The organism is Candidatus Latescibacterota bacterium (assembly GCA_020633725.1).
GTDB lineage: Bacteria > Krumholzibacteriota > Krumholzibacteriia > JACNKJ01 > JACNKJ01 > VGXI01.
This window is the reverse complement of sequence record JACKDC010000004.1, coordinates 273463-292895: the sequence shown is the minus strand read 5'-3', so window position 1 is coordinate 292895 and position 19433 is coordinate 273463. Positions and strand designations below refer to the sequence as shown.

Genomic DNA, 19433 nt, shown 5'->3' with positions numbered 1-19433 from the left:
CCGGAGGATCCCGATGTCCTGGCTTCGCCGCCTTCCCGCCCTGCCGCTGCTGCTGCTGCTCGTCCTCGCCCTTTCCGGGTCCAACTGCCCGCTGGCCAACGACGAGGGCAGCCAGCCGCCTCCCGACGATACCGAGGACTGCGACGACGTTTACATCGACGGCTTTGGGGCCAGTGCCATCGTCAGCACGGGGGGCGCCTGGAGCGCGGCGTGGCACATCCAAGATGGCCTGCCGCCCTTCTCCGCCGCGGTCGCCGCCGGCGCCCTGCCCGAGGGTGTCCAGGTCACCGTGGAAGGGGACACGCTGCGCTTGAGCGGGAGCCCGCTCGAGGACGGCATCTTCCAGGCCACGCTGCGGGTCACGGACAGCTGCGCGGGGTCCCGCCCGGACGACGTCACCGTCAAGCTGACGGTCATCTATCCCGGCAGCTGCCCCCCGCTCGCCTACCTCGGCCTGGACAGGAGCATCCTGACCCTCGGCGCCTACGTCGGGGTGCACTTCCAGCTCGAAGGCGGGTTCGGCCATCGCGACGCCGAGGTCGTGAGCGGCATGCTGCCGCCCGGACTCGGGCTCGCGGGGGGCGACCTGCTGCTCGGCACGCCGTCCGCGGTGGGCGTCTACGACTTCCGCCTGCGGTTCTCGGACGACTGCCCCGACGGGGGCTCCTCCGTCGAGGCGGACATCTCGATCGAGGTGTCGGCCGACTTCTGCGAACCCCTGACGACGCGGCCCCTGGTGCCCGACGTCGCCGTGGTCGGCGAGCCGTTCGGCGTGTCGCTCTTCATCGGGCTGGGCGTCGAGCCCTTCACCTTCGAGTTGCTCGATCCGGAGAACCTGCCGCCGGGGCTCGCCCAGAGCGAGGTGAATTCGAACGTCGTCCATGGGACGCCGACCCAGGCCGGCGTCTACACCTACGTCATGCGCGTCACCGACGGCTGCCCCCTCGGAGCGCAGGTCCTGGATCAGCCCTGCACGATCACGGTGCTGCCGGCCGCGGGAGAGTGCGAGCCATTGCAGGCCGGCGCGCTGGACGTCGCCACGGCCGTGCGGGGCGAACCCTACGCGGGCAGCTTCCCCATCAGCGGCGGCACCCCGCCCTATCGCGTGAGCTTCGGGGTGGGTCAGTTGCCGCTGGGAATCACCCAGGACAGCTCCGGCGGCAATCATCTGGTCGGCCGCCCGGTCTTCGCCGGCGTGTACGACATCGCGGGCACGGTCAGGGACTTCTGCCCCTACGGCGATCAGGAGCTCCCCGTGACGCTGACGCTCACGGTGACCGACCCGGGGGGCGGCTGCGCGCCGCTGGTCTACGCCGACACCCCGCTGCCGGTGGCCCACGTCGACGCGCCCTACGACTACACGCTGCCGGTCACGGGCGGCGAGGGGCAGCGCTCCTGGACGCTGCTGGAGTTCGCCGCGCCGGCGATGGAGTTCGTGGATGGCAGGATCGTCGGCACGCCCTTCGCGAGCGGCACGTTCCCGCTGGAGTGCTACGTCATCGACTCCTGCCCCGGCGAGCCGGGCTACGTGTACATCAGCACCACGCTGACGATCGAACCCTGAGCCGCGCTAGGCGCCGCCGGCGAACTGGAGCTCGTGGAGCTGCTTGTAGAGCCCGCCGGCCGCGAGCAGCTCCTCGTGCCGGCCCTGCTCGACGATGCGCCCCTCGGCCAGCGCGACGATCCGATGCGCGCCCTGCACCGTGGACAGCCGGTGGGCGATCACCAGCGTGGTGCGCCCGCTCATGAGCCGCTCGATGGCCTCCTGGACGAGTCGCTCGCTCTCGGTGTCCAGGGCGCTGGTGGCCTCGTCGAAGATGAGGATCTCCGGATCGCGCAGGATGGCGCGCGCGATGGCCAGGCGCTGGCGCTCGCCGCCGGAGAGCTGCAGCCCGCGTTCGCCGATCACCGTGTCGTAGCCCTGGGCCGTGGCCGCGATGAAGCCGTGCGCCCGCGCCGCGCGCGCCGCCGCCTCCACCTGCGCGTCGGTGGCGTCCGGTCGGCCGTAGGCGATGTTGTTGCGGATCGAGTCGTTGAAGAGCAGCACGTCCTGCGTGACGATCCCCAGCTTCGCGCGCCAGTCGCGCAGGCTGAACTCGCGCAGGTCGCGGCCGTCCATGCGGATCGCGCCTTCGCCGGGCTCGTGGAAGCGCGCCAGCAGGTCCGCCAGGGTGCTCTTGCCGCCGCCGCTCGGGCCCACCAGGGCCACCACCTGTCCCTTGGGAATCTCCAGGGTGACGTCCGCCAGCACCGGCCGGCCGGGCTCGTAGGCGAAACCCACGTGCTCGAAGCGGATTGCCTCGGCAAGCGGCCCCGGCGCGACCCCGCCCGTGAGTAGCGCGGCCTCGCCCTCCTCGTCGAGCAGACCGAAGACGCGCCGGCCGGCGGACAGGCCCTCCTGGAGCACCTGATTCAACTCGGAGATCTTGCGCAGGGGCCCCACCAGCGACACGGCCGCCACCAGGAAGAGGATCAGCGCGCTGGCGCTCATGTTCCCCTGCAGCACCTGGTGCCCGCCGTAGCCGACGATGAAGACCACCGAGAGCGTGGAGAGCATCTCGCTGGCCGGGGCGTTGAGCGCGCCCAGGCCGCGCAGGCGCACGAAGCCGCGGAAGTAGTCCCAGTTGTAGTGGCGGAAGCGCTCGATCTCGTCCTGTTCGCGACCGAAGGCCTTCACCACGCGCGCGCCGCTCAGCGTCTCCTGCAGGTGACCGGCCATGTCGCCCATGCGCACCTGGATGCGCGTGCTGTCGCGCTGCAGCAGCTGCCCCAGGCGGCGCATGAGCCAGGCGTTGATCGGCACCACCAACAGCGCAGCCAGCGCCAGCCGCCAGTTGAGCACCAGCAGGAAGCCCAGGAAGATCACCAGCAGCAGCCCCTCGCGCAGCAGCGTCGCCGTGGCGCCGATGATGGCGCCGCGGAGCATGTTCACGTCGTTCACCACGCGGCTGATCAGCTCGCCCGTCTTCTGGCGGGTGATCCACCCCAGCGGCTGCTGCTGGAGGACGCGGCAGAGGTCCTGGCGCAGGTCGAAGAGACAGCGCTGCTCGAGCCAGTTGACCAGGTAGGGATCGAGGTAGCCGAAGAGGTTCTTGGCCAGGAAGACCAGCACGATCAGCACGACGATCCGCCGCAGCCGCGTGAAGGGGTCGCCCCGGTCCAGCCAGGCGCGGGTCGCGTCCACCCTCCGCTCGATCCCGGCCTTGGCGCGGGCCAGGAAGGGCAGCCGGCCGGCCAGGACCTCGTCCAGGTCGCCGCCGCCCGGCTGCGCCTCCATCTGCTCGGTGGACGGCGGCGCGCCGCCGGACTGGAAGAGGTTGTCGAGGAAGGGCACCAGCAGGGTCAGGGAGGCCCCGCTGAGCACGGCGTAGAGGACGATGGCGCCGAAGGCGAGCACCACCCGCCGCCAGTAGGGGCGCAGGTAGCCGAGGAGGCGCGTGTAGATCCGGAGCATGGCGGTCCCTGGGGTCGGCGCCCGGCCCGGGCGCGGATCGCCGGGACCCTATCACCCGCCTCTGTGCCGCGCAAGCAAACGGGCGGCCCGGCTGAGGCCGCCCGTTCTTCCGCTTTCCTTATGCAATCCCGAGAGACAAGGAGGTCACAAGTGTTTTTCGATGCGATCCTGCAGGTTCATGCGAGGCGGAACTCCCGTGATCGAGTCCACGGGCCGCCCCTCGTTGAAGACCAGCAGCGTGGGGACGCTCTGAATGCGGTAGCGGATGGCGATCTGACGCGCCTCGTCCACGTTCACCTTCACGAAGCGAACCCGGCCGCCCAGGAGCGTGCTCATCTCTTCGAGCATGGGCTCCATCGCCTTGCAGGGAGCGCACCAATCCGCCCAAAAGTCAACCAGGACAGGGACTTGCGAATCCTGGATCACCGCATCGAAGTGCTGACTGCTCACGTCCTGGATGCTGGCCATGCACGAAACCTCTCTGCGCTGGGGTGCTGTCACGATCGCCACAATAGCCCCGCCCCCCGCGGTCAGCACAAGGGGATTTTGGGAGGAAAATTCATCCCGGCTTCATCACCAATGGCCCCGGACAAGTCCAAGCGTCGGGCCGGCTTAGCGCCGGCAAACAGGCCGCCGCAAAAGGTCTTCCGCATGTTACAGGCTCAATAACTCATATGCGACCGCCGACCCCCACGCCGCGACGTCCAATCCCTTGACGGTGAATCACTTGTCCGCACCCACCCGCCGTGATATATCTTCCGGAACTTCGCCGCCGGTCCGGCGTTGAGTTCCTCGCCGTGCCTCACATCCAATCCGCGAAATGGCAAACACTTAAGCTCAGACAGGGGACTGCGCCGTCATGGAGAGCAACTACGACATCGACGTGCTGAACGAACGGGTCGAGCGGGAAAGCCGCTTCCTCAGGGAGATCGGCGACGAGCTGGGCAAGGTGATCGTCGGCCAGCGCTACCTCGTGGAGCGTCTGCTCATCGGCCTGCTCTGCAACGGGCACGTCCTGCTCGAGGGCCTGCCCGGCCTGGCCAAGACCCTGGCCGTGAGCAGTCTCGCCGGCGCCATCCGCGCCCAGTTCCGGCGGCTCCAGTTCACGCCCGATCTCCTTCCCGCGGACCTGCTCGGCACCCAGATCTACGACCCCCGCAGCGGGGACTTCAGCACGCGCAAGGGGCCCATCTTCGCCAACCTGATCCTGGCCGACGAGATCAACCGCGCCCCCGCCAAGGTTCAGAGCGCGCTGCTCGAGGCGATGCAGGAGCGGCAGGTCACGCTGGGGGCGGAGAGCCACCCGCTGCCGGAGCCCTTCCTCGTGCTGGCCACCCAGAACCCCATCGAGCAGGAGGGCACCTACCCCCTGCCCGAGGCGCAGGTCGACCGCTTCATGCTCAAGGTCAAGGTGGACTACCCGAACCGCGGCGAGGAGAAGGAGATCCTGGCGCGCATGGGCGGGATGGAGCAGCCCCGCGTCACGCCCGTGATCGAACTGTCGCGCATCTTCGAGGCGCGCAAGCTCGTCAGCGAGATCTTCATGGACGAGAAGGTGAAGGACTACATCATCGAGCTCGTCTTCGCCACGCGCGAGCCGTCGCGCGCGCTCAAGCCGCTGATCAGCTACGGCGCGAGCCCGCGCGCCACGCTCTTCCTCGCCGCGGCGAGCCGCGCGCACGCCTTCCTGCGCGGACGCGGCTACGTCACGCCCGAGGACGTGAAGAAGGTGGGCCTGGACGTGCTCCGCCACCGCATCATCGTCAGCTACGAGGCCGAGGCGGAGGAGCTGGACAGCGACGCCGTCATCCGCCGCATCTTCGACACAGTCGAGGTTCCCTAGGCTCCATGGCCGAGCAAGAGCGCATACCCCCCGAGATCCTGCGCAAGGTCCGGAAGATCGAGCTGGCCACCCGCCACCGGGTGGACGACCTCTTCGGCGGCGCGTACCACTCGGTCTTCAAGGGCACCGGCATGGAGTTCGACGAGGTCCGCGAGTACGCCGCGGGCGACGAGGTGCGCTCGATCGACTGGAACGTCACCGCGCGCATGGGCCGGCCCTTCATCAAGCGCTATCGCGAAGAGCGAGAACTCACCGTGCTGCTGGTAGTGGACGCCAGCGCCAGCGGCCTCTTCGGCAGCCGCGAGCGCCTCAAGAGCGAGGTCATCGCCGAGGTGGCCAGCGTGCTGGCCTTCAGCGCCATCCGCAACCAGGACAAGGTGGGCTGCCTGATCTTCACCGATCGCGTGGAGCAGTACATCCCGCCGGAGAAGGGCCACCGCCACGTCCTGCGCATCATCCGCGAGCTGCTCTACGTGAAGCCCGAGGGCAGCGGCACCGACCTCGGCGGCGCGCTGGAAACCGTGCGCCGCCTGCTCAAGCGCAAGGCCGTGGTCTTCCTGGTGAGCGACTTCATGGCCCCCGACTTCGAGACGCCCCTGCGCCTGGCGGCGCGCCGCCACGACCTGGTGGCGCTGAACATCCGCGACCGTCTGGAGGGCGAGCTGCCCGACGTGGGCCTGCTCCAGGTCCGCGACGCCGAGAGCGGCGAGCGCGTCTGGCTCGACACGAGCAATCGCTGGGTGCGCAAGCACTTCGCCGAGGAGGCCGCCGCGCGCGACGCGCGCTTCAGCCAGCTCTGCGGCAAGAACGGCGTGGACGAAATCCGCCTCGACCCCGCCGAGGACTGCGCCCGCCCGCTGGTGCAGTTCTTCCGCAAGCGCGCGAAACGTCTCGCCAAGGGCATCGGCCGCGCGCGCGGCTGGCTGCTGCCGGCCCTGCTGGCGGCGTCCCTGGCCGCGGGCACGAGCCCGACCCGCGCGCAGATCCAGCAGGCGCCGCCGATGCCGCAGGGACAGCCGGGGCCGGCGGGGCAAGCGCAGGCGCCGTCCTTCACGATCATTCCGCGCGCGGCGCTCGACTCCCTCGCGCTGCCCTCGCTGGCGCAGCTCACCGGGGCGGGGCGTCCGCGTCTCGATCAGGTGGACGCGGACGGCCTCCGCATCGACACCCGCCTCGAGCGCGACCTGCAGGCGATCGGGCAGCCCAACGCGCTGCGCTGGCGCGTCGTGCTCCCCGAGGGCGCCGCGCTCGACAGCCTAGCCTTCGACCTCGGCGCGCCGGGACGGATCCTGCCGCTGCCCCGCACCGGCGACGTCGACCAGGCCGAGGCGCTGGCCGCCCGGCAGGCCGCCGGCGAGCGCCTCGCCCTGCACGACTTCGTGCAGGCGGACACGCTGCGCGGCGCCGGGGCCGACACGCTCGTCTACCAGCTGCCCTTCACGGTGACCGTCCCCGACACCTTCGAGATCCCCGGCCAGACCTTCCGCTACCGGCTCGCCGGCGACGACGCCCCGCGCGCGCTCGTCACGCACCCGCTGGAGCTCGCCTGCGTGAGCTCCCTCGCGGCGGGCCCCGACAGCAGCGCGCTCCACGACTGGAAGGCGCCCGGCGCACTGCGCGCCGACTGGGCACCCGTGCTCGCGCGCTGGGGACTGCCCGGGCTGCTGCTGTTGCTGGCCGCCGCACTCTCGCTGTGGTGGTGGCTGCGGCGTCGCGCGCGCCGCCTCGCGCCGGAAGTCCCGCCGACGCCCGCCGACGTGGAGGCCCTCGCCGCCCTCGACGCGCTGGCGCAGGCCGACCTCCCGGGGCAGGGCGCCTGGGCCGAGTACTACTTCCAGCTCTCGCAGATCGTGCGCCGCTATCTCACCCGCCACTACGCGCTGCCCTTCGCCGACTGGACCACCGACGAGATCCGCGACGCCCTCGAGGGCTCGCCCTTCGCGCCCCGGCGCCTGCAGCTGGACCCCACCCTCGTGGAGCCGCTGATGGACGACCTCGAGCGCGGCGACCTGGTGAAGTTCGCGCGCCGCGAGCCCACGCGCGCGGAGTGCCAGGCCTCGATGCAGGCGGCCAAGCGACTGGTCATGGCGACGCGGCCGCCCGCGGCCGAGCACGCGCCCGGCGACGACCCCGCCGCCCCCCGCCCCGCGGAGGCGCCGGCATGATCGAGCGCTTCGTCTACCCCTGGGCGCTGACCGCGCTCGTCATCCCCGCGCTGCTCGTGCTGTGGCGCTGGCGGCAGCGGGGCCGGCAGAATCTCGTCTTCACGGTGTCCGACGCCGGACTTCACCGTCGGCAGGCCGGGCGCGGTCGGGTCCACCTGCGCTTTCTGCCGCCGGTGCTGCGCGTGGCCGCGCTGGTGCTGCTGGTGCTGGCGCTGGCGCGGCCCCAGTCCGGCACGCACACGCGCGAGGTCACCAGCGAGGGCGTGGACATCGTGCTGACGCTGGACGTCTCCACCTCGATGAAGGGCGAGGACTTCCGCCCGCGCAACCGGCTCGAGGAGGCGAAGGCGCAGGCGGCGGAGTTCATCGCGAAACGCGAGAACGACCGCATCGGCCTGGTGGTCTTCGCGGGCCAGGCCTTCACCCAGTGTCCGCTGACCCTGGATCACGCTCTGCTCGACCAGTTCCTCGTCCAGGTGAAGATGGGCGTGGTGGAGGACGGCACCGCCATCGGCAGCGCCATCGCCACGGCCACCAACCGCCTGCGGGAGACCGAGGCCAAGAGCAAGGTGATCGTCCTGCTCACCGACGGCGACAACAACGCGGGCAGCGTCGACCCGGTGACCGCCGCGCGGGCGGCGGCGGCGATGGGCATCAAGATCTACACCATCGGCGTGGGCAAGGACGGGCAGGTGCCCTATCCCGTCAACGACATGCTCTTCGGCAAGCGCTACCAGTACGTGACCAGCAACCTCGACGAGAAGACCCTCCGCGAGATCGCCTCGCTCACCAAGGGGCGCTACTTCCGCGCCCAGAGCACCGAGTCGCTGGCGCGCATCTACGACGAGATCGACCAGCTCGAGCGCACCGAGGTGAGCAGCATCGAGCGCGTGGACTACCACGAGGCCAGCTTGCCCTTCCTCCTGCCGGCCGCGCTGCTGCTCTTGCTGGAGATGCTGATCGCGCGCTTCGTCCTGCGGGGGGCGCCATGACCCGGCTGCCCCTGCTCGCCCTGAGCTTCGGTGAACCGCGCCTGCTGGCGCTGCTCTGGCTGTTGCCCGTGGCGGCCCTGCTGCTCTGGGTCGCCGGGCGCGCGCGGGCAAAGGCGCGGCGGCGCCTGGCGGACGCCGGCCTGCTGGCGCGACTCGTGCCCGGCTTCGATCCGGCGCGGCTGCGCTGGAAGGTGTTCCTCTTCGCCCTGGGCTTCGGGCTCGTGCTCCTCGCGCTGCCGCGGCCGCAGATCGGCTCCACGCTGCAGGAGGTCAAGCGGCGCGGGCTGGACGTCATCGTCGCCCTCGACACCAGCCAGAGCATGCTGGCCGAGGACCTCAAGCCCAACCGGCTCGAGGCGGCCAAGCGCGAGGTGGAGGACCTCTTCCGCCTTCTGCGCGGCAACCGGCTGGGGTTGGTGACCTTCGCCGGCGAGAGCATCACCAGCTGCCCGCTGACCCTGGACGCCTCGGCGGCCTCGATCTTTCTCGACGGCATCACCGTCAACAGCGTCCCGGTGCCGGGCACGAACCTGGACAAGGCCATCCGCCGCGCGCTGGCCGCCTTCGGCACGCGCGAGAAGCGCTTCAAGGTGCTGATCCTGGTCACCGATGGCGAGAGCCACGAGGGCGACGCGCTCGCGGCGGCCAAGGAGGCGGCAGACGAGGGCGTCGTGATCTTCACGATCGGCGTCGGCACGCCCGAGGGCTTCACGGTGCCGCTGCGCGACCCGGACACCGGCGTGCTCAAGGAGAACCTGCGCGACCGTGCGGGGAAGCCCGTCTTCACGCGCCTCGCGCGCACCACGCTGCAGAAGGTGGCCGCCGCGACCGGCGGCGCTTACTATGAGTCCGGCGGCGGCGATCTGCAGCTCGACCATCTCAAGGAGACGATCTCCGGCATGGAGACGCGCGAGCTCACCGGCCGCCAGGCGCGCAAGCCCATCGAGCGCTACCCGATCGTGGTGGCCCTGGCCCTGGCCGCGCTGGGCCTGGACTTCGCGCTGTCCGAGCGCCGCAAGGAGGACGAGACATGGTCCGGCCGCTTCTAGTCGCGGCTGCGCTCGCGCTCGCGGGGGCGAGCGCGGTCCACGCCGAGGACGCCGCCGTCCCCAAGGCGCCGCTGGCCACCGTGCGCGCCAACGCCAAGGGCAACGCCCTGGTGGAGAAGGGCGACTACGGCGAGGCGGCGAAGATCTACCGCGAGGAGGCCCTGAAGCGGCCCGAGAACCCGGTCCTCCAGCAGAATCTCGCCGGGGCGCTCGCCCGCTCGAACCAGATGGAGGAAGGCCTCGCCGCCTACAGCCAGGCCGTGCGCTTCGCCGAGACGCCCCAGGCGCGCGCCGGCGCGCTCTACGATCTGGGCAACGCGCTGGCGACCTCGGGACAGCTCGAGCCCGCGCTGCAGACCTACATGGCCGGCATGCTGCTCGACCCCGAGGACATGGAGCTGCGGCACAACTACGAGATCGTCCTCAAGCAGATGCAGGAGCAGCAGCAGGAGCAGCAGCAACAGAGCGAGAAACCGGACCAGAGCGAGGGCGACCAGGATCAGGATCAGCAGCAGCAGCAGGATCAGAGCCAGCAGGATCAGCAGCCGCAGCCCGACTCGCAGGATCAGCCCCAGGATCAACAGCAGCCGCAGGAGCAGGAGCAGCAGCAGCAGGATCAGCTCGAACAGGCCGCGCCCGACGACACCGAGCAGATGAGCCCCGAGGACGCCCAGCGCCTCCTCGACGCCATGCTCGAGGAGGAGAAGGAGCTGCAGGCCGAGCGCAGCAAGGAACTGAAGCCGCGCAACCCGGACGTGGAGAAGGACTGGTGATGTCGACGCTGGAGCGGATCACGCGGAGGGCGCCGGCGCTCTGCCTCGCCGTCCTGTTCGCCACCGCCGTGGCAGGCGCCTGGCCCGTGCGCGCCCTCGCCGACGACGTCCAGGTGGAGGCCACCCTGGACGGCGGCATCATCCGCGAGGGCGAGTCCTTCAACTATACCATCGTCGTCTCCGGCGCGATGCGCGGCAGCGATGCGCCCGAGCTGCCCGAACTCGACGACTTCGGCCTCGTGGGCAGCTCCAGCTCCAGTAACTTCTCCTGGGTCAACGGCCAGGCGAGCAGCAGCAAGACCTACCGCTACACGCTGGTGCCGCTGCGCAGCGGCGAGCTCACGATTCCGGCCGTCCCCGTGCGCGTGAAGGGGCAGATCTACGAGACGCGCGCGATGCGCGTCAACGTGCGCCCCGCGACCTCCGGCGCCCCGCAGGCGGGCGTGCCGCCGGCCGGCCAGCCGAGCGCGCCGCCAGTGCAGCAGGAGAGCGCCACGGCGGGCAACCGCGACGTCTTCATCCGCTCCTGGGTGGACGCGGATTCCGTCTACGTGGGCCAGCAGCTCACGCATCACTTCGCGCTCTATCGCCGGCCGACCGTGAGCTTCATCGGCCAGCCGCAGTACGGCGCCCCCGACTTCACCGGCTTCTGGTCCGAACCCCTCGGCGACGAGATCAGCGGCTACCGCCAGGTGGACGGCGTCAACTACGCCGCCACCGAGCTGCGCGCGGCGCTCTTCCCCAGCGAGCCGGGCCAGCTGGAGATCGGCCCCGCGCAGATCCAGCTGCGCCTGCGCGACCGCAGCCGCTTCGAGTTCTTCGCCTTCGACGCCGGCCCCGAGAAGGTGCTGCGCACGCCGCCCGTGCCGGTGACGGTGCTGCCCCTGCCCGACGCGGGCCGCCCCGCCGGCTTCAAGGGCACCGTGGCGCAGCAGTTCAGCGTGTCCCTGAAGACGGACCCCGGCCCCTACGCCGTCGGCCAGCCGATCACGGTGACGCTCACGCTCAGCGGCTTCGGCAATCCGCGCGCCTTCGCCGAGCCGGACTACGATCCCGGCGTCGACTTCAAGGCCTACGACGCCGAGCTGCAGAGCGACACGCAGGTGGACGGCGACGCCATCCAGGTCCAGAAGCGCTACACCCGCGTCGTGGTGCCGCGCCGCGAGGGCGAGCTCTCGCTGCCCGGCGTGAGCTACTCCTGGTTCGACCCCGATCAGCGCCGCTATCGCAGCGTGGAGACGAAGGGCGTCACGCTGCAGGTGGCGCCGGGCAAGACGGAGGCCAGCGAACCCGTGGTCTTCAGCGACCTCACGCCCGACCGCGTGGAGCTGCTGGGCAGGGACATCCACCACATCAAGACCGACCCGCCGCTCGCCGGCGACGGCGCCCGCTTCCCCCGCTCGGCCGGCTTCTGGACCGCGCTGGCGCTGCCCTGGCCGCTGCTGGCGGGCACCTGGTTCTGGCGTCGCCGCCGCGACGCGCAGCTCTCCGACGCGGCGGGCTTCCGTGCGCGCGGCGCGCGCAAGAGCGCCGAGGAACGTCTCCGCGCCGCGGAGAAGGCTCACGCCGCGGGCGACTTCGGCGGCTTCTGCGCCGAGCTGGCCAGCGGCCTGCGCGGCTACCTGGCCGACCGGCTGAAGCTGTCGGCGGCGGGCCTGACCGGGGACGTCGCCGAGGGCGCGCTGCGCCGCGCGGGCGCCTCCGACGAGGCCTGCACCGAGACGCGCCGACTGCTCGACGCCTGCGACTTCGCGCGCTACGCTCCGGGCGCAGCCGAGCACAGCGGCGCGCGCATGGCGACGCTGCTCGAGCAGGCCCGCGCGCTGCTGCCGCGTCTCGACCGCGAGACGCGCCCGGCGCGCAAGGGCGCCGGCCTGCTGGGCGGCCTGCTGCCGCTCCTCCTGCTCGCGCTGGCGCTGGCGCCTCGGCCCGCCCACGCCGCCGACGACACGCTGCAGCGCATGGCCGACGCCGCCGCGCGCTACGAGGCCGGCGACTTCCAGGCCGCGGCGGGCATCTGGGAGTCCCTCGCGCGGGAAGGCGTGGAGGACAGCCATCTCTGGTACAACCTCGGCAACGCCTACTACCAGCAGGGCGACCTGGGCCGCGCGATCCTCGACTACCGTCGCGCGCAGCGCCTCGCCCCACGCGACAGCGAAGTCCGCGACAACCTCGCCCTCGCGCGCTCTCGCCGACCCGACGGCGACACGCGCAGCACCGGCGGCGGCGCCTGGAGCGGCGCGTGGCGCTGGTTGCGCCAGCACGTTTCGCCGGGCGAGCTCGCCGCGCTGGGGCTCGTGCTGCTCTGGCTGGGCACGGCGCTGCTGCTGCTGGGCCTGCTGCGGATCGTCGCCTGGCGACGGCTGCGCGTCGTGCTGATCGCACTGGCCGTGCTGCTGCCGCTGGTGTCCGTCGCCGCCTGGGCCGTGGAGTGGACCGACTGGAGCGGCCGCGAGGCCGTGCTCCTCTCGCCCACGGTGTCCGTGACCAGCGGACCCGGCACGGACTTCCTCACACTCTTCGAGATCCACGCCGGCGCGGAACTGCGCATCGACGAGACCCGCGGCAACTGGGTCCGCGTCCACCTCGGCGACGAGCTCGAGGGCTGGATCCCCCAGGGCAGCTTCGCGTCGCTCTAGCGCTCGCGGACGTCCCCATCGAAAAACCGGACCCGGTGGTCCTGCTCGCCCCCGGGGGCGGGAGGTGCGGGCCAGGCGCTGCCGTGCAACCTCCACAAAACCGGGACTTTACCCCTTGCATAGGATGCTAATGTATAGTATCATTGAGGCTAGGTCAAGAGGCGAGTGCGGAGAAAACGGCAGGCAAGCGAGAACCCGCCCCCGACTGCGACTCGGACCCTGGAGATCCGACTCGCCCCCGGGGGCGGGCTTGGGAGGAACATGAAGCTCTAGTTGCGGCTGCCGCCGAGCACCTCGAAGCGTGGGGTGGAAGGCGCCGCCGCGCTGGCGGCCGCCTCGTGATAGCGGGGCTCGGGCTCGGCGGTCGCTTCGGCCGCCGCCGCGGAGTCACCGTCCCCATCGCCGCCCAGGACGACGGTCGCCGCCCCGCCGACGCTCGCCGACGCGGCCAGCGCCGACCGGCCGGCCAGGACGGCCGCGCTCACGTCGCGCACCTCGATCACCGATCCCGCGCTCGCGGGCATCAGCTCGAGGAGCTTGAGCGTGGCGCCCACCTGGCGGGCGAGCAGCAGCAGCAGTTCGTGGAGTTCGTCGACGACGCGCTGCCAGTCGCTGGCGCCGGCCTCGCCGGGCGACCACTCGCCGCGCAGGACCTTGCGCGGGAGACGTCCCAGCGCGCCCTGCAGCGCGCTCATCACGCCGAGGGTGCGGTGCACCGATGCGCTGAGCGCGTGGTAGTTGTCCAGCTCCGCGCCGGACCGGAGGCCGTGACGCGGAAGGCTCGCCAGGCGGCGCTCGGTCTCGAGCAGCGGCTCGACCAGCGCCTCCATCTGGCGACCCACGCGGCCGAAGATGTCCACGGCCTGACGCATCGGCGCGGCGAGACCGCCCTCGCGGCAGCCCGTCACGTGCTTGTCCAGCCCGCCCAGCAGCTCGCGCAGGCCGGCCACCCGGCGCAGGGCGCCGCGCGTGGAGCCCGGCCCGCTGGCGATGGCGGGATCGAGGCGACGCTCGGCCAGGTCCTGGCTGCCGCCGGCCAGCGCGTGCAGCGTGCCGAGCATGGCGCCCAAGGAGGCGTTGAGCAGTTCGAGGGCCTTCTCGGCGGGCGTCAGCGGACCGCGGGGCACGGCCATGGGCGGACGGCCCGGACTCGCCGGACGAACCGCCGCACGCCGCGCGCGCAGCAGGCCGGCGCCGAGCAGCAGCAGGATCAGCGTCCCCGTGATCGCGAAGATGCGGCCCGGCCAGCGCAGCAGCGTGGCGGTGTCGGGCAGGGGCGGCAGCATGCCGGCCAGCTTGTTGCGCCAGCCCGCCGTCTGCGGCAGGTAGGCGCGCAGCACCCAGGGGCTCATGCCCGGCGCCTCGACGGGATACTCGTGCAGCGCGCTCTCGCTGACGCCGAGGCCGGGCACGGTGCCGGCGAGCAGGTGACCGTCGGCGGCGAGCAGGGCCAGCGTGAGGCCCGGTGCGGCGCCCGGCGCCGCCATGGCCGCCGACAGCTTCTCGCTGAGCGGCGCGAAGCGCAGGCAGTGGCTGAGCAGGGCGACGACCTCGCCGTCCACGGTCACGGGCACCGTGACGCGCAGGCAGGGCGCGGCGCCCGGGTAGATGCGCGAGACGTCCGGGTCGGCCAGCGGGCCATCAAGACGCGGCGCGGCGTCGGGACCGGCGCCGGCCATGGCGGTGAACCAGGGGCGGCGGCCGTAGTCCTCGAGATAGAGGAGGTGCGTGGACAGCGGCGCTTCCTGGCCGTCGTGCGCATTGACGGCCACCAGCTGCCCGCGCAGATCCACCAGCTCGGTGAGCAGCAGGTTGTCGAAGTTGTCCAGCGCGCGATCCATGAGCAGGACGATCGCATTCTCCTGCCAGGGGCGGTACCAGTGCTCCTGCTGGCGGAAGACCGGATTGCGCGCGAAGGCCGCGGTGTTCTCGCCGAGGCGCGTGAGCTCCGCCTGGAGCTGCGTCGCCAGCAGCGCGGCGCTGTCGGGCGCCTTCACGGCGGGCGTGGCGGCCTCCCCCGACGGGGATTCGGCGCTGGCGTCGACGGTCGGGCTCATCCCGAGCAGCGGAACGAGCGCGAAGAGGACGAGGACGGCGAGGCGGGTGAGTCGCTGGCGAGCCGGCACCGGAGAACCCCCTGGCGCGGGCGGCGAGGGCGGTGGACGCTTTTCGTCCAGCCGGCGGTGTGGGACCGATCGCCGGCTTCCGCCCCGGCGGCGGGCGCTTCCGGCAAGCTGCTGGATGGCTTGCACTTGGGAAGGGGGCCCGTCTTGCGCCGCCACGGACGACTCCGGTCATGCAAGGGGCGTGCTTGCGGCGGCAGACGCCCCCCTTTACGCTCGCGCTTCGAAGCTCGCGCGCCGCAGCGTGCCGAGGACGGCGATGGCCATCTTCAGGCTCTCATACTAAGCTCGCCTTCGGATGGCCATCGCCGTCCCCCGCAGGACGCTGGCGGCGGCCTGGCGCCAGGGAGCGTGAACTTGCAGCAGGACGATCCACGCCGCGATCCCCTGGTCGTCCGGACCACGCGCATCTCCACCACCGAGGGGCTGCTCGCGCAGATCCATTTCACGGTGGCGGCGCCGGGCAGCGTCTTTCTCACCAAGTTCGCGGTCTTGCTGGGCGCCAGTCCGCTGCAGTTCGGACTGCTGGCGGCCATCGGCCAGTTCGCGCTGCTCTTTCAGCCGCTCGGTGCGTTGCTCACGCGGCGGCGCACGGCGCGCAAGGGCACCGTGGTCGGCTGGGCGCTGGCGAGCCGCGTGCTCGTGGGCGGCTTCGGCGTGCTGGCCCTGCTGCTGCCCGCCCGCGCGGCGCTGGCGCTCTTCCTCGTGCTGCTCCTCGGCAGCGCGGTGACGCAGGCGGTGAGCGCGAACGTCTGGGTGGCGTGGATCAGCGATCTCATCCCGCGCGAGATCCGCGGGCGTTTCTTCGCCCGGCGCTCGCAGTGGCTGCTGCTCGCCGGCACGGCCACGGGCACGCTGCTCGGCCTGCTGCTCGACGGCGTGCAGGCATCCGGCGACTGGCCGCTCGTCGCGCGGCCGGGTTGGGCGACGCAGGCCAACCTGCTGCCGATCTTCGCCGCGCTATTCGCCGGCGCGTCGCTGATCGGCGTCGTCGGCCAGTTCCTGCTCTGGCGGCAGCCGGAGCTGCCCAAGGCGATCGAGACCGACAACGCCGCCACTCTGCTGCTCGCACCCTTCGGCGACCCCAACTTTCGGCGGCTGATCCTCTTCACCGTGTGGTGGATGCTCGCCATCGGCGTGGGCGCGCCCTTCTGGCAGCCCTTCATGATCGCCAACCTCGCCATGCCGCTGGTGCAGATACAGATCTACGCGACCATCAGCACGGTGGCAGCGCTGCTCTCGCTGCACGCCTGGGGACGCATCGTCGACCGCCTGGGCAACCGCACGGCCATGGCGATCTCGATCGTGATGGGCGGGTTCATCCCCCAGGCCTGGCTCTTCGTGAGCGCGGGGAGCTACGGGATCCTCTTCGTGGAGGCCTTCTTCTCGGGGGCGATGTGGGCGGGCGCGGGCCTGGTGGGGACGAACTTCGTGCTCGCCATCGCGCCGCCCGAACGGCGGCAGGCCTACTCGGGCGTCTACGGCGCGTGCGCGGGGCTCGCCATGATGGCAACCATGCTGCTGTCGGGCGCCTTCCTGCCGCCGCCGCTCGCGCTGGGCTCGCTGCAGCTACAGAGCGAGCAGGTGCTCTTTGGGCTCACCGGGCTGCTGCGCTGGACGGCGCTGGTCCCGCTGCTGTGGATCGCCGAGCCCGAGGTGCCGTCCACGGCCGAGGCGCTCTACACGCTGCAGCAGTACGCGAAGGTGCGGATCGCGACGCTCGCAACGCGCATGGTCCGGCGCCGCTGAGGCAAGTCTACTTGAGGAGGACGAGCTTCGTCGCGCTCTGGTCGCCGCCGGCGCGCAGGCGCGCAAAGTAGAGGCCGGAACTCAGGGGCGTGCCCTGCGCGTCGCGGCCGTCCCACTTCGCCTCGTGATCGCCCGCGCTCAGGGGGCCGGTCGACAGCGTTCGGACCTGGCGTCCGGCCAGGTCATAGATCGCGAGCTCCACCGCCGCCGGCACGTTCAGGCGGAAGCGCAGGACGGTCGTGGGGTTGAACGGGTTGGGGTAGGCGGCGAGCGCGAGCCCCTTGGCCGGCACGCTCTCCTCCGGCACGGAGGTCGGGGGCCCCGGGTTCCGGTAGTAGTTGAAGGTGCCGCCGTAGTTGCCGATCGTGAGGTCGAGGTCCCCGTCGCCGTCGAGATCCGCGAGCGCCGGCGCCGCGTTCTGGCCGGCGGTGATCCCCGCCAGGACGCTCGCGTCCTCCACCCAGCTTGCTCCCTCGTGCGCGAAGTAGCGCACGGCGTGCGAGAGGTTCCCCGTGATCAGATCCTGGTCGCCGTCGCCGTCGAAGTCGCCGAGGGTCGGCGAGCAGTTGCTGCCCACGTCGAGCCCGCCGAAGAAGCCGGGGATGACAACCCACGCTGGCGCGGCGACGGTCCCCTGGTTCTCGAGATAGGTCAGCTGTCCCGCCTCGTTGCCGGCCACCAGGTCGAGGTCGAGGTCGCCGTCCATGTCCACGAAGCGCGGCACCGACCAGCCGCCGAGGTTGATTCCCGTGAAGACCGCGCCGTCATAGTCGAAGCCGCTGCCGGTGTTGGGGTGGAAGAACAGCTGGCCGTTCAGGTCGCCCGCAACCGCGTCGGCGAGGCCGTCGTCGTTCACGTCCCCCAGGGTGATTGCCGAGTAGATCGAGTGGTCGATGCCGGCGAAGTAGGCGTGGTCGGCGCGCCAGGCTGGCGCCGCCGCCGTGCCGGTGTTCTCGAAGTACTTGATGTCACCGAGCTGGCTGCCGCTCGCCAGATCCAGGTCGCCGTCGCCGTCGAAGTCGAAGAAGAACGGCGAGCTGGCCGCGCCGACGTCGAGCACGCCGCCAAAGAGACTCGTGTTCGCGGTCCAGGCGGGCACTTCGAGACTGCCCGTGTTGACGTAGTACTGCAGGGGCCCCGCGTCGGTGCCGTGGATGAGGTCGAGCCGGCCGTCGCCCGTGAGATCCACCAGGCAGGGCGAGTTCCAGTAGGTGGCGGCGCCGAGGCCCGTGAAGAGCGCGTCGGCGCTTTGCCAGATCGGCGTGGTCGGGTTGCCGATGTTGCGATAGTAGACGAAGCCGTGCTGGTCGCGACCGGAGAGCAGGTCGACGTCCCCGTCGCCGTCGAGATCGGCGAACCAGGGATACGCGTAGAGGCCGACGTCGTACCAGATCGTGGCCGAGGCCTCGGTGAAGACGGCGGCGACGGGCGTCCCGAGGTTGGGATAGAACTTGAGGCGACCATCCTCGCTGAGACCGACCAGCAGGTCCAGGTCGCCGTCGTCGTCGAGATCGGCGAGGGTCGGCACGGGGAGCGAACCCGCCGCGAGGCCGGCGAAGAAGCCGTCGACCCGCGTGAAGGCTGGCGCGTGCAGGTCGCCGACATTGGTGAAGAGCTGCAGGCCCAGGTAGCCCCCGGTGACGAGGTCGAGGTCGGCGTCCCCGTCGAGGTCTCCCGCAACGACCATCTCGGCGTCCAGGGGATCGATGGGAGCGAGGATGTCGTCCCCGCGCGCGAACGCCGGACTGGTGGGCGTGCCGACGTTCTCGAAGTAGAGCGGCGCGTCGACGGAGCTGCCGAGGATCAGGTCGAGGTCGCCGTCGCCGTCGAGATCCGCCAGCCGGGGCTGCGAGAAGGTCAGCGAGGGAATGCCGCTGGGGTTGAAGATCCCGTCGTCCGCCTCCCAGGTCTGGGCCTCGGCGGTGGCCACGGAGGTTGCCAGCAAGAGCGTGAGAATGGCCGGCCCGAGCTTCATCGTGGTCCCCCCTGTCCGGCGGTTCGCCACAATTGTAGCACAGTCCTTGCTGGGATGGACCTGGACAGACGGCGCCGAGGGCGCTTGACCGCGGGAGTCCCGGTCCCTAGGATCCCACGCCAGCGGGGCTTCGAAGGCCCACACCCGGAGGACACGCAGTGAAGGCTCTGCTACTCGCGCTGCTTCCCCTGCTCCTGCTGTCGCCTGCGGCCGGCGCGGAGGTGGCGCCGGACTCCACGGACATCTGGGACTTCGCCCAGCCCCGCGGCCCGATGTTCGGCCCGACGCTCGTGGACACGACCGGCGCCGCCCACCACGTCACCCTCGGCTCGGTGAACATGGTCCCCGCGCTGCACAACTACGACCCTCCCTGCGAGGGCTACGACCTCGAGGCCAAGGCGCGGGTCTGCTACCAGACGATCCCGTCGCCCTTCTCCAGCATGCCCACGGTCTTCGCCTTCGTGCGCGACACCTGCGCGCTGGAGATCAAGATCTACGCGGAGAACGACTCGCTGCAGGACGTCTTCGCCCTCGGCCGCCTCGAGCCCATGGTCTACGGCCTCAGGCTGAGCGCCACCGACGGCCCCGGCGGCAAGTTCCGCCTCGAGGCCTTCGCCGACAGCCTGCCGGCGGGCGTCGTGACGTTCTGGGAGTAGAGAGCGCCTGTTGTT

Annotated in this window: 13 protein-coding genes; 9 read left to right on the top strand and 4 right to left on the bottom strand. The window is 71.4% G+C overall.

The genetic code is table 11. From position 1 onward, the window contains the following. Positions 1-13: 13 nt before the first annotated feature. Complete coding sequence (locus H6693_10975) at positions 14-1564, top strand: hypothetical protein (GenBank protein MCB9516706.1); 1551 nt, start codon at positions 14-16, stop codon at positions 1562-1564. Positions 1565-1570: 6 nt separating this feature from the next. On the opposite strand, the gene H6693_10970 is transcribed toward H6693_10975, so the two are convergent. Both H6693_10970 and trxA read right to left on the bottom strand, forming a co-directional pair. After that, on the bottom strand, positions 1571-3454 hold the full coding sequence (locus tag H6693_10970) for an ABC transporter ATP-binding protein (GenBank protein ID MCB9516705.1): 1884 nt from the start codon (positions 3452-3454) through the stop codon (positions 1571-1573). Positions 3455-3598: 144 nt separating this feature from the next. Beyond that, positions 3599-3922 (bottom strand): thioredoxin, encoded by a 324-nt coding sequence (gene trxA / locus H6693_10965; GenBank protein ID MCB9516704.1) that lies wholly within the window; start codon positions 3920-3922, stop codon positions 3599-3601. A 391-nt stretch (positions 3923-4313) separates the two neighbouring features. Between trxA and H6693_10960 the strand changes: the two genes are divergently transcribed. From H6693_10960 to H6693_10935, 6 genes are read left to right on the top strand one after another with little or no spacing between them, the layout of a single operon-like run. Next, positions 4314-5297: an AAA family ATPase gene (locus tag H6693_10960; protein MCB9516703.1), complete on the top strand. Its 984-nt coding sequence runs from the start codon at positions 4314-4316 to the stop codon at positions 5295-5297. A 5-nt stretch (positions 5298-5302) separates the two neighbouring features. Next, positions 5303-7462 (top strand): DUF58 domain-containing protein, encoded by a 2160-nt coding sequence (locus H6693_10955; GenBank protein MCB9516702.1) that lies wholly within the window; start codon positions 5303-5305, stop codon positions 7460-7462. Further along, positions 7462-8454, top strand: coding sequence for a VWA domain-containing protein (locus tag H6693_10950; protein ID MCB9516701.1), 993 nt, complete (start codon positions 7462-7464; stop codon positions 8452-8454). The genes H6693_10955 and H6693_10950 overlap by 1 nt, the downstream gene beginning before the upstream one ends. Then, a complete protein-coding gene (locus tag H6693_10945; GenBank protein MCB9516700.1) occupies positions 8451-9503 on the top strand; it encodes a VWA domain-containing protein in 1053 nt (350 codons plus the stop codon). The genes H6693_10950 and H6693_10945 overlap by 4 nt, the downstream gene beginning before the upstream one ends. Beyond that, positions 9485-10276, top strand: a complete 792-nt coding sequence (locus H6693_10940; protein MCB9516699.1) for a hypothetical protein — start codon at positions 9485-9487, stop codon at positions 10274-10276. Before H6693_10945 ends, H6693_10940 begins: the two co-directional genes overlap by 19 nt. Further along, positions 10273-12915, top strand: coding sequence for a BatD family protein (locus H6693_10935; GenBank protein MCB9516698.1), 2643 nt, complete (start codon positions 10273-10275; stop codon positions 12913-12915). The genes H6693_10940 and H6693_10935 overlap by 4 nt, the downstream gene beginning before the upstream one ends. Positions 12916-13184: 269 nt before the next feature. On the opposite strand, the gene H6693_10930 is transcribed toward H6693_10935, so the two are convergent. After that, the gene (locus tag H6693_10930; GenBank protein MCB9516697.1) at positions 13185-15041 is read right to left on the bottom strand and encodes a hypothetical protein; all 1857 of its coding nucleotides are present in this window, start codon (positions 15039-15041) and stop codon (positions 13185-13187) included. Between the two features lie 354 nt (positions 15042-15395). On the opposite strand from H6693_10930, the gene H6693_10925 reads away from it, so the two are divergent. After that, complete coding sequence (locus H6693_10925; GenBank protein ID MCB9516696.1) at positions 15396-16787, top strand: MFS transporter; 1392 nt, start codon at positions 15396-15398, stop codon at positions 16785-16787. Positions 16788-16794: 7 nt separating this feature from the next. On the opposite strand, the gene H6693_10920 is transcribed toward H6693_10925, so the two are convergent. Then, positions 16795-18762: a VCBS repeat-containing protein gene (locus tag H6693_10920; GenBank protein ID MCB9516695.1), complete on the bottom strand. Its 1968-nt coding sequence runs from the start codon at positions 18760-18762 to the stop codon at positions 16795-16797. A gap of 158 nt (positions 18763-18920) precedes the next feature. On the opposite strand from H6693_10920, the gene H6693_10915 reads away from it, so the two are divergent. Then, on the top strand, positions 18921-19418 hold the full coding sequence (locus tag H6693_10915; protein ID MCB9516694.1) for a hypothetical protein: 498 nt from the start codon (positions 18921-18923) through the stop codon (positions 19416-19418). Positions 19419-19433: the final 15 nt, after the last annotated feature.

Bases quoted from the DNA above. Each gene is read 5' to 3' on its own strand.
- H6693_10960 (MCB9516703.1), top strand. From the start codon at position 4,314: ATGGAGAGCAACTACGACATCGACGTGCTGAACGAACGGGTCGAGCGG.
- H6693_10955 (MCB9516702.1), top strand. From the start codon at position 5,303: ATGGCCGAGCAAGAGCGCATACCCCCCGAGATCCTGCGCAAGGTCCGG.
- trxA (MCB9516704.1), bottom strand. From the start codon at position 3,922: ATGGCCAGCATCCAGGACGTGAGCAGTCAGCACTTCGATGCGGTGATC.
- H6693_10970 (MCB9516705.1), bottom strand. From the start codon at position 3,454: ATGCTCCGGATCTACACGCGCCTCCTCGGCTACCTGCGCCCCTACTGG.
- H6693_10940 (MCB9516699.1), top strand. From the start codon at position 9,485: ATGGTCCGGCCGCTTCTAGTCGCGGCTGCGCTCGCGCTCGCGGGGGCG.
- H6693_10945 (MCB9516700.1), top strand. From the start codon at position 8,451: ATGACCCGGCTGCCCCTGCTCGCCCTGAGCTTCGGTGAACCGCGCCTG.
- H6693_10975 (MCB9516706.1), top strand. From the start codon at position 14: ATGTCCTGGCTTCGCCGCCTTCCCGCCCTGCCGCTGCTGCTGCTGCTC.
- H6693_10920 (MCB9516695.1), bottom strand. From the start codon at position 18,762: ATGAAGCTCGGGCCGGCCATTCTCACGCTCTTGCTGGCAACCTCCGTG.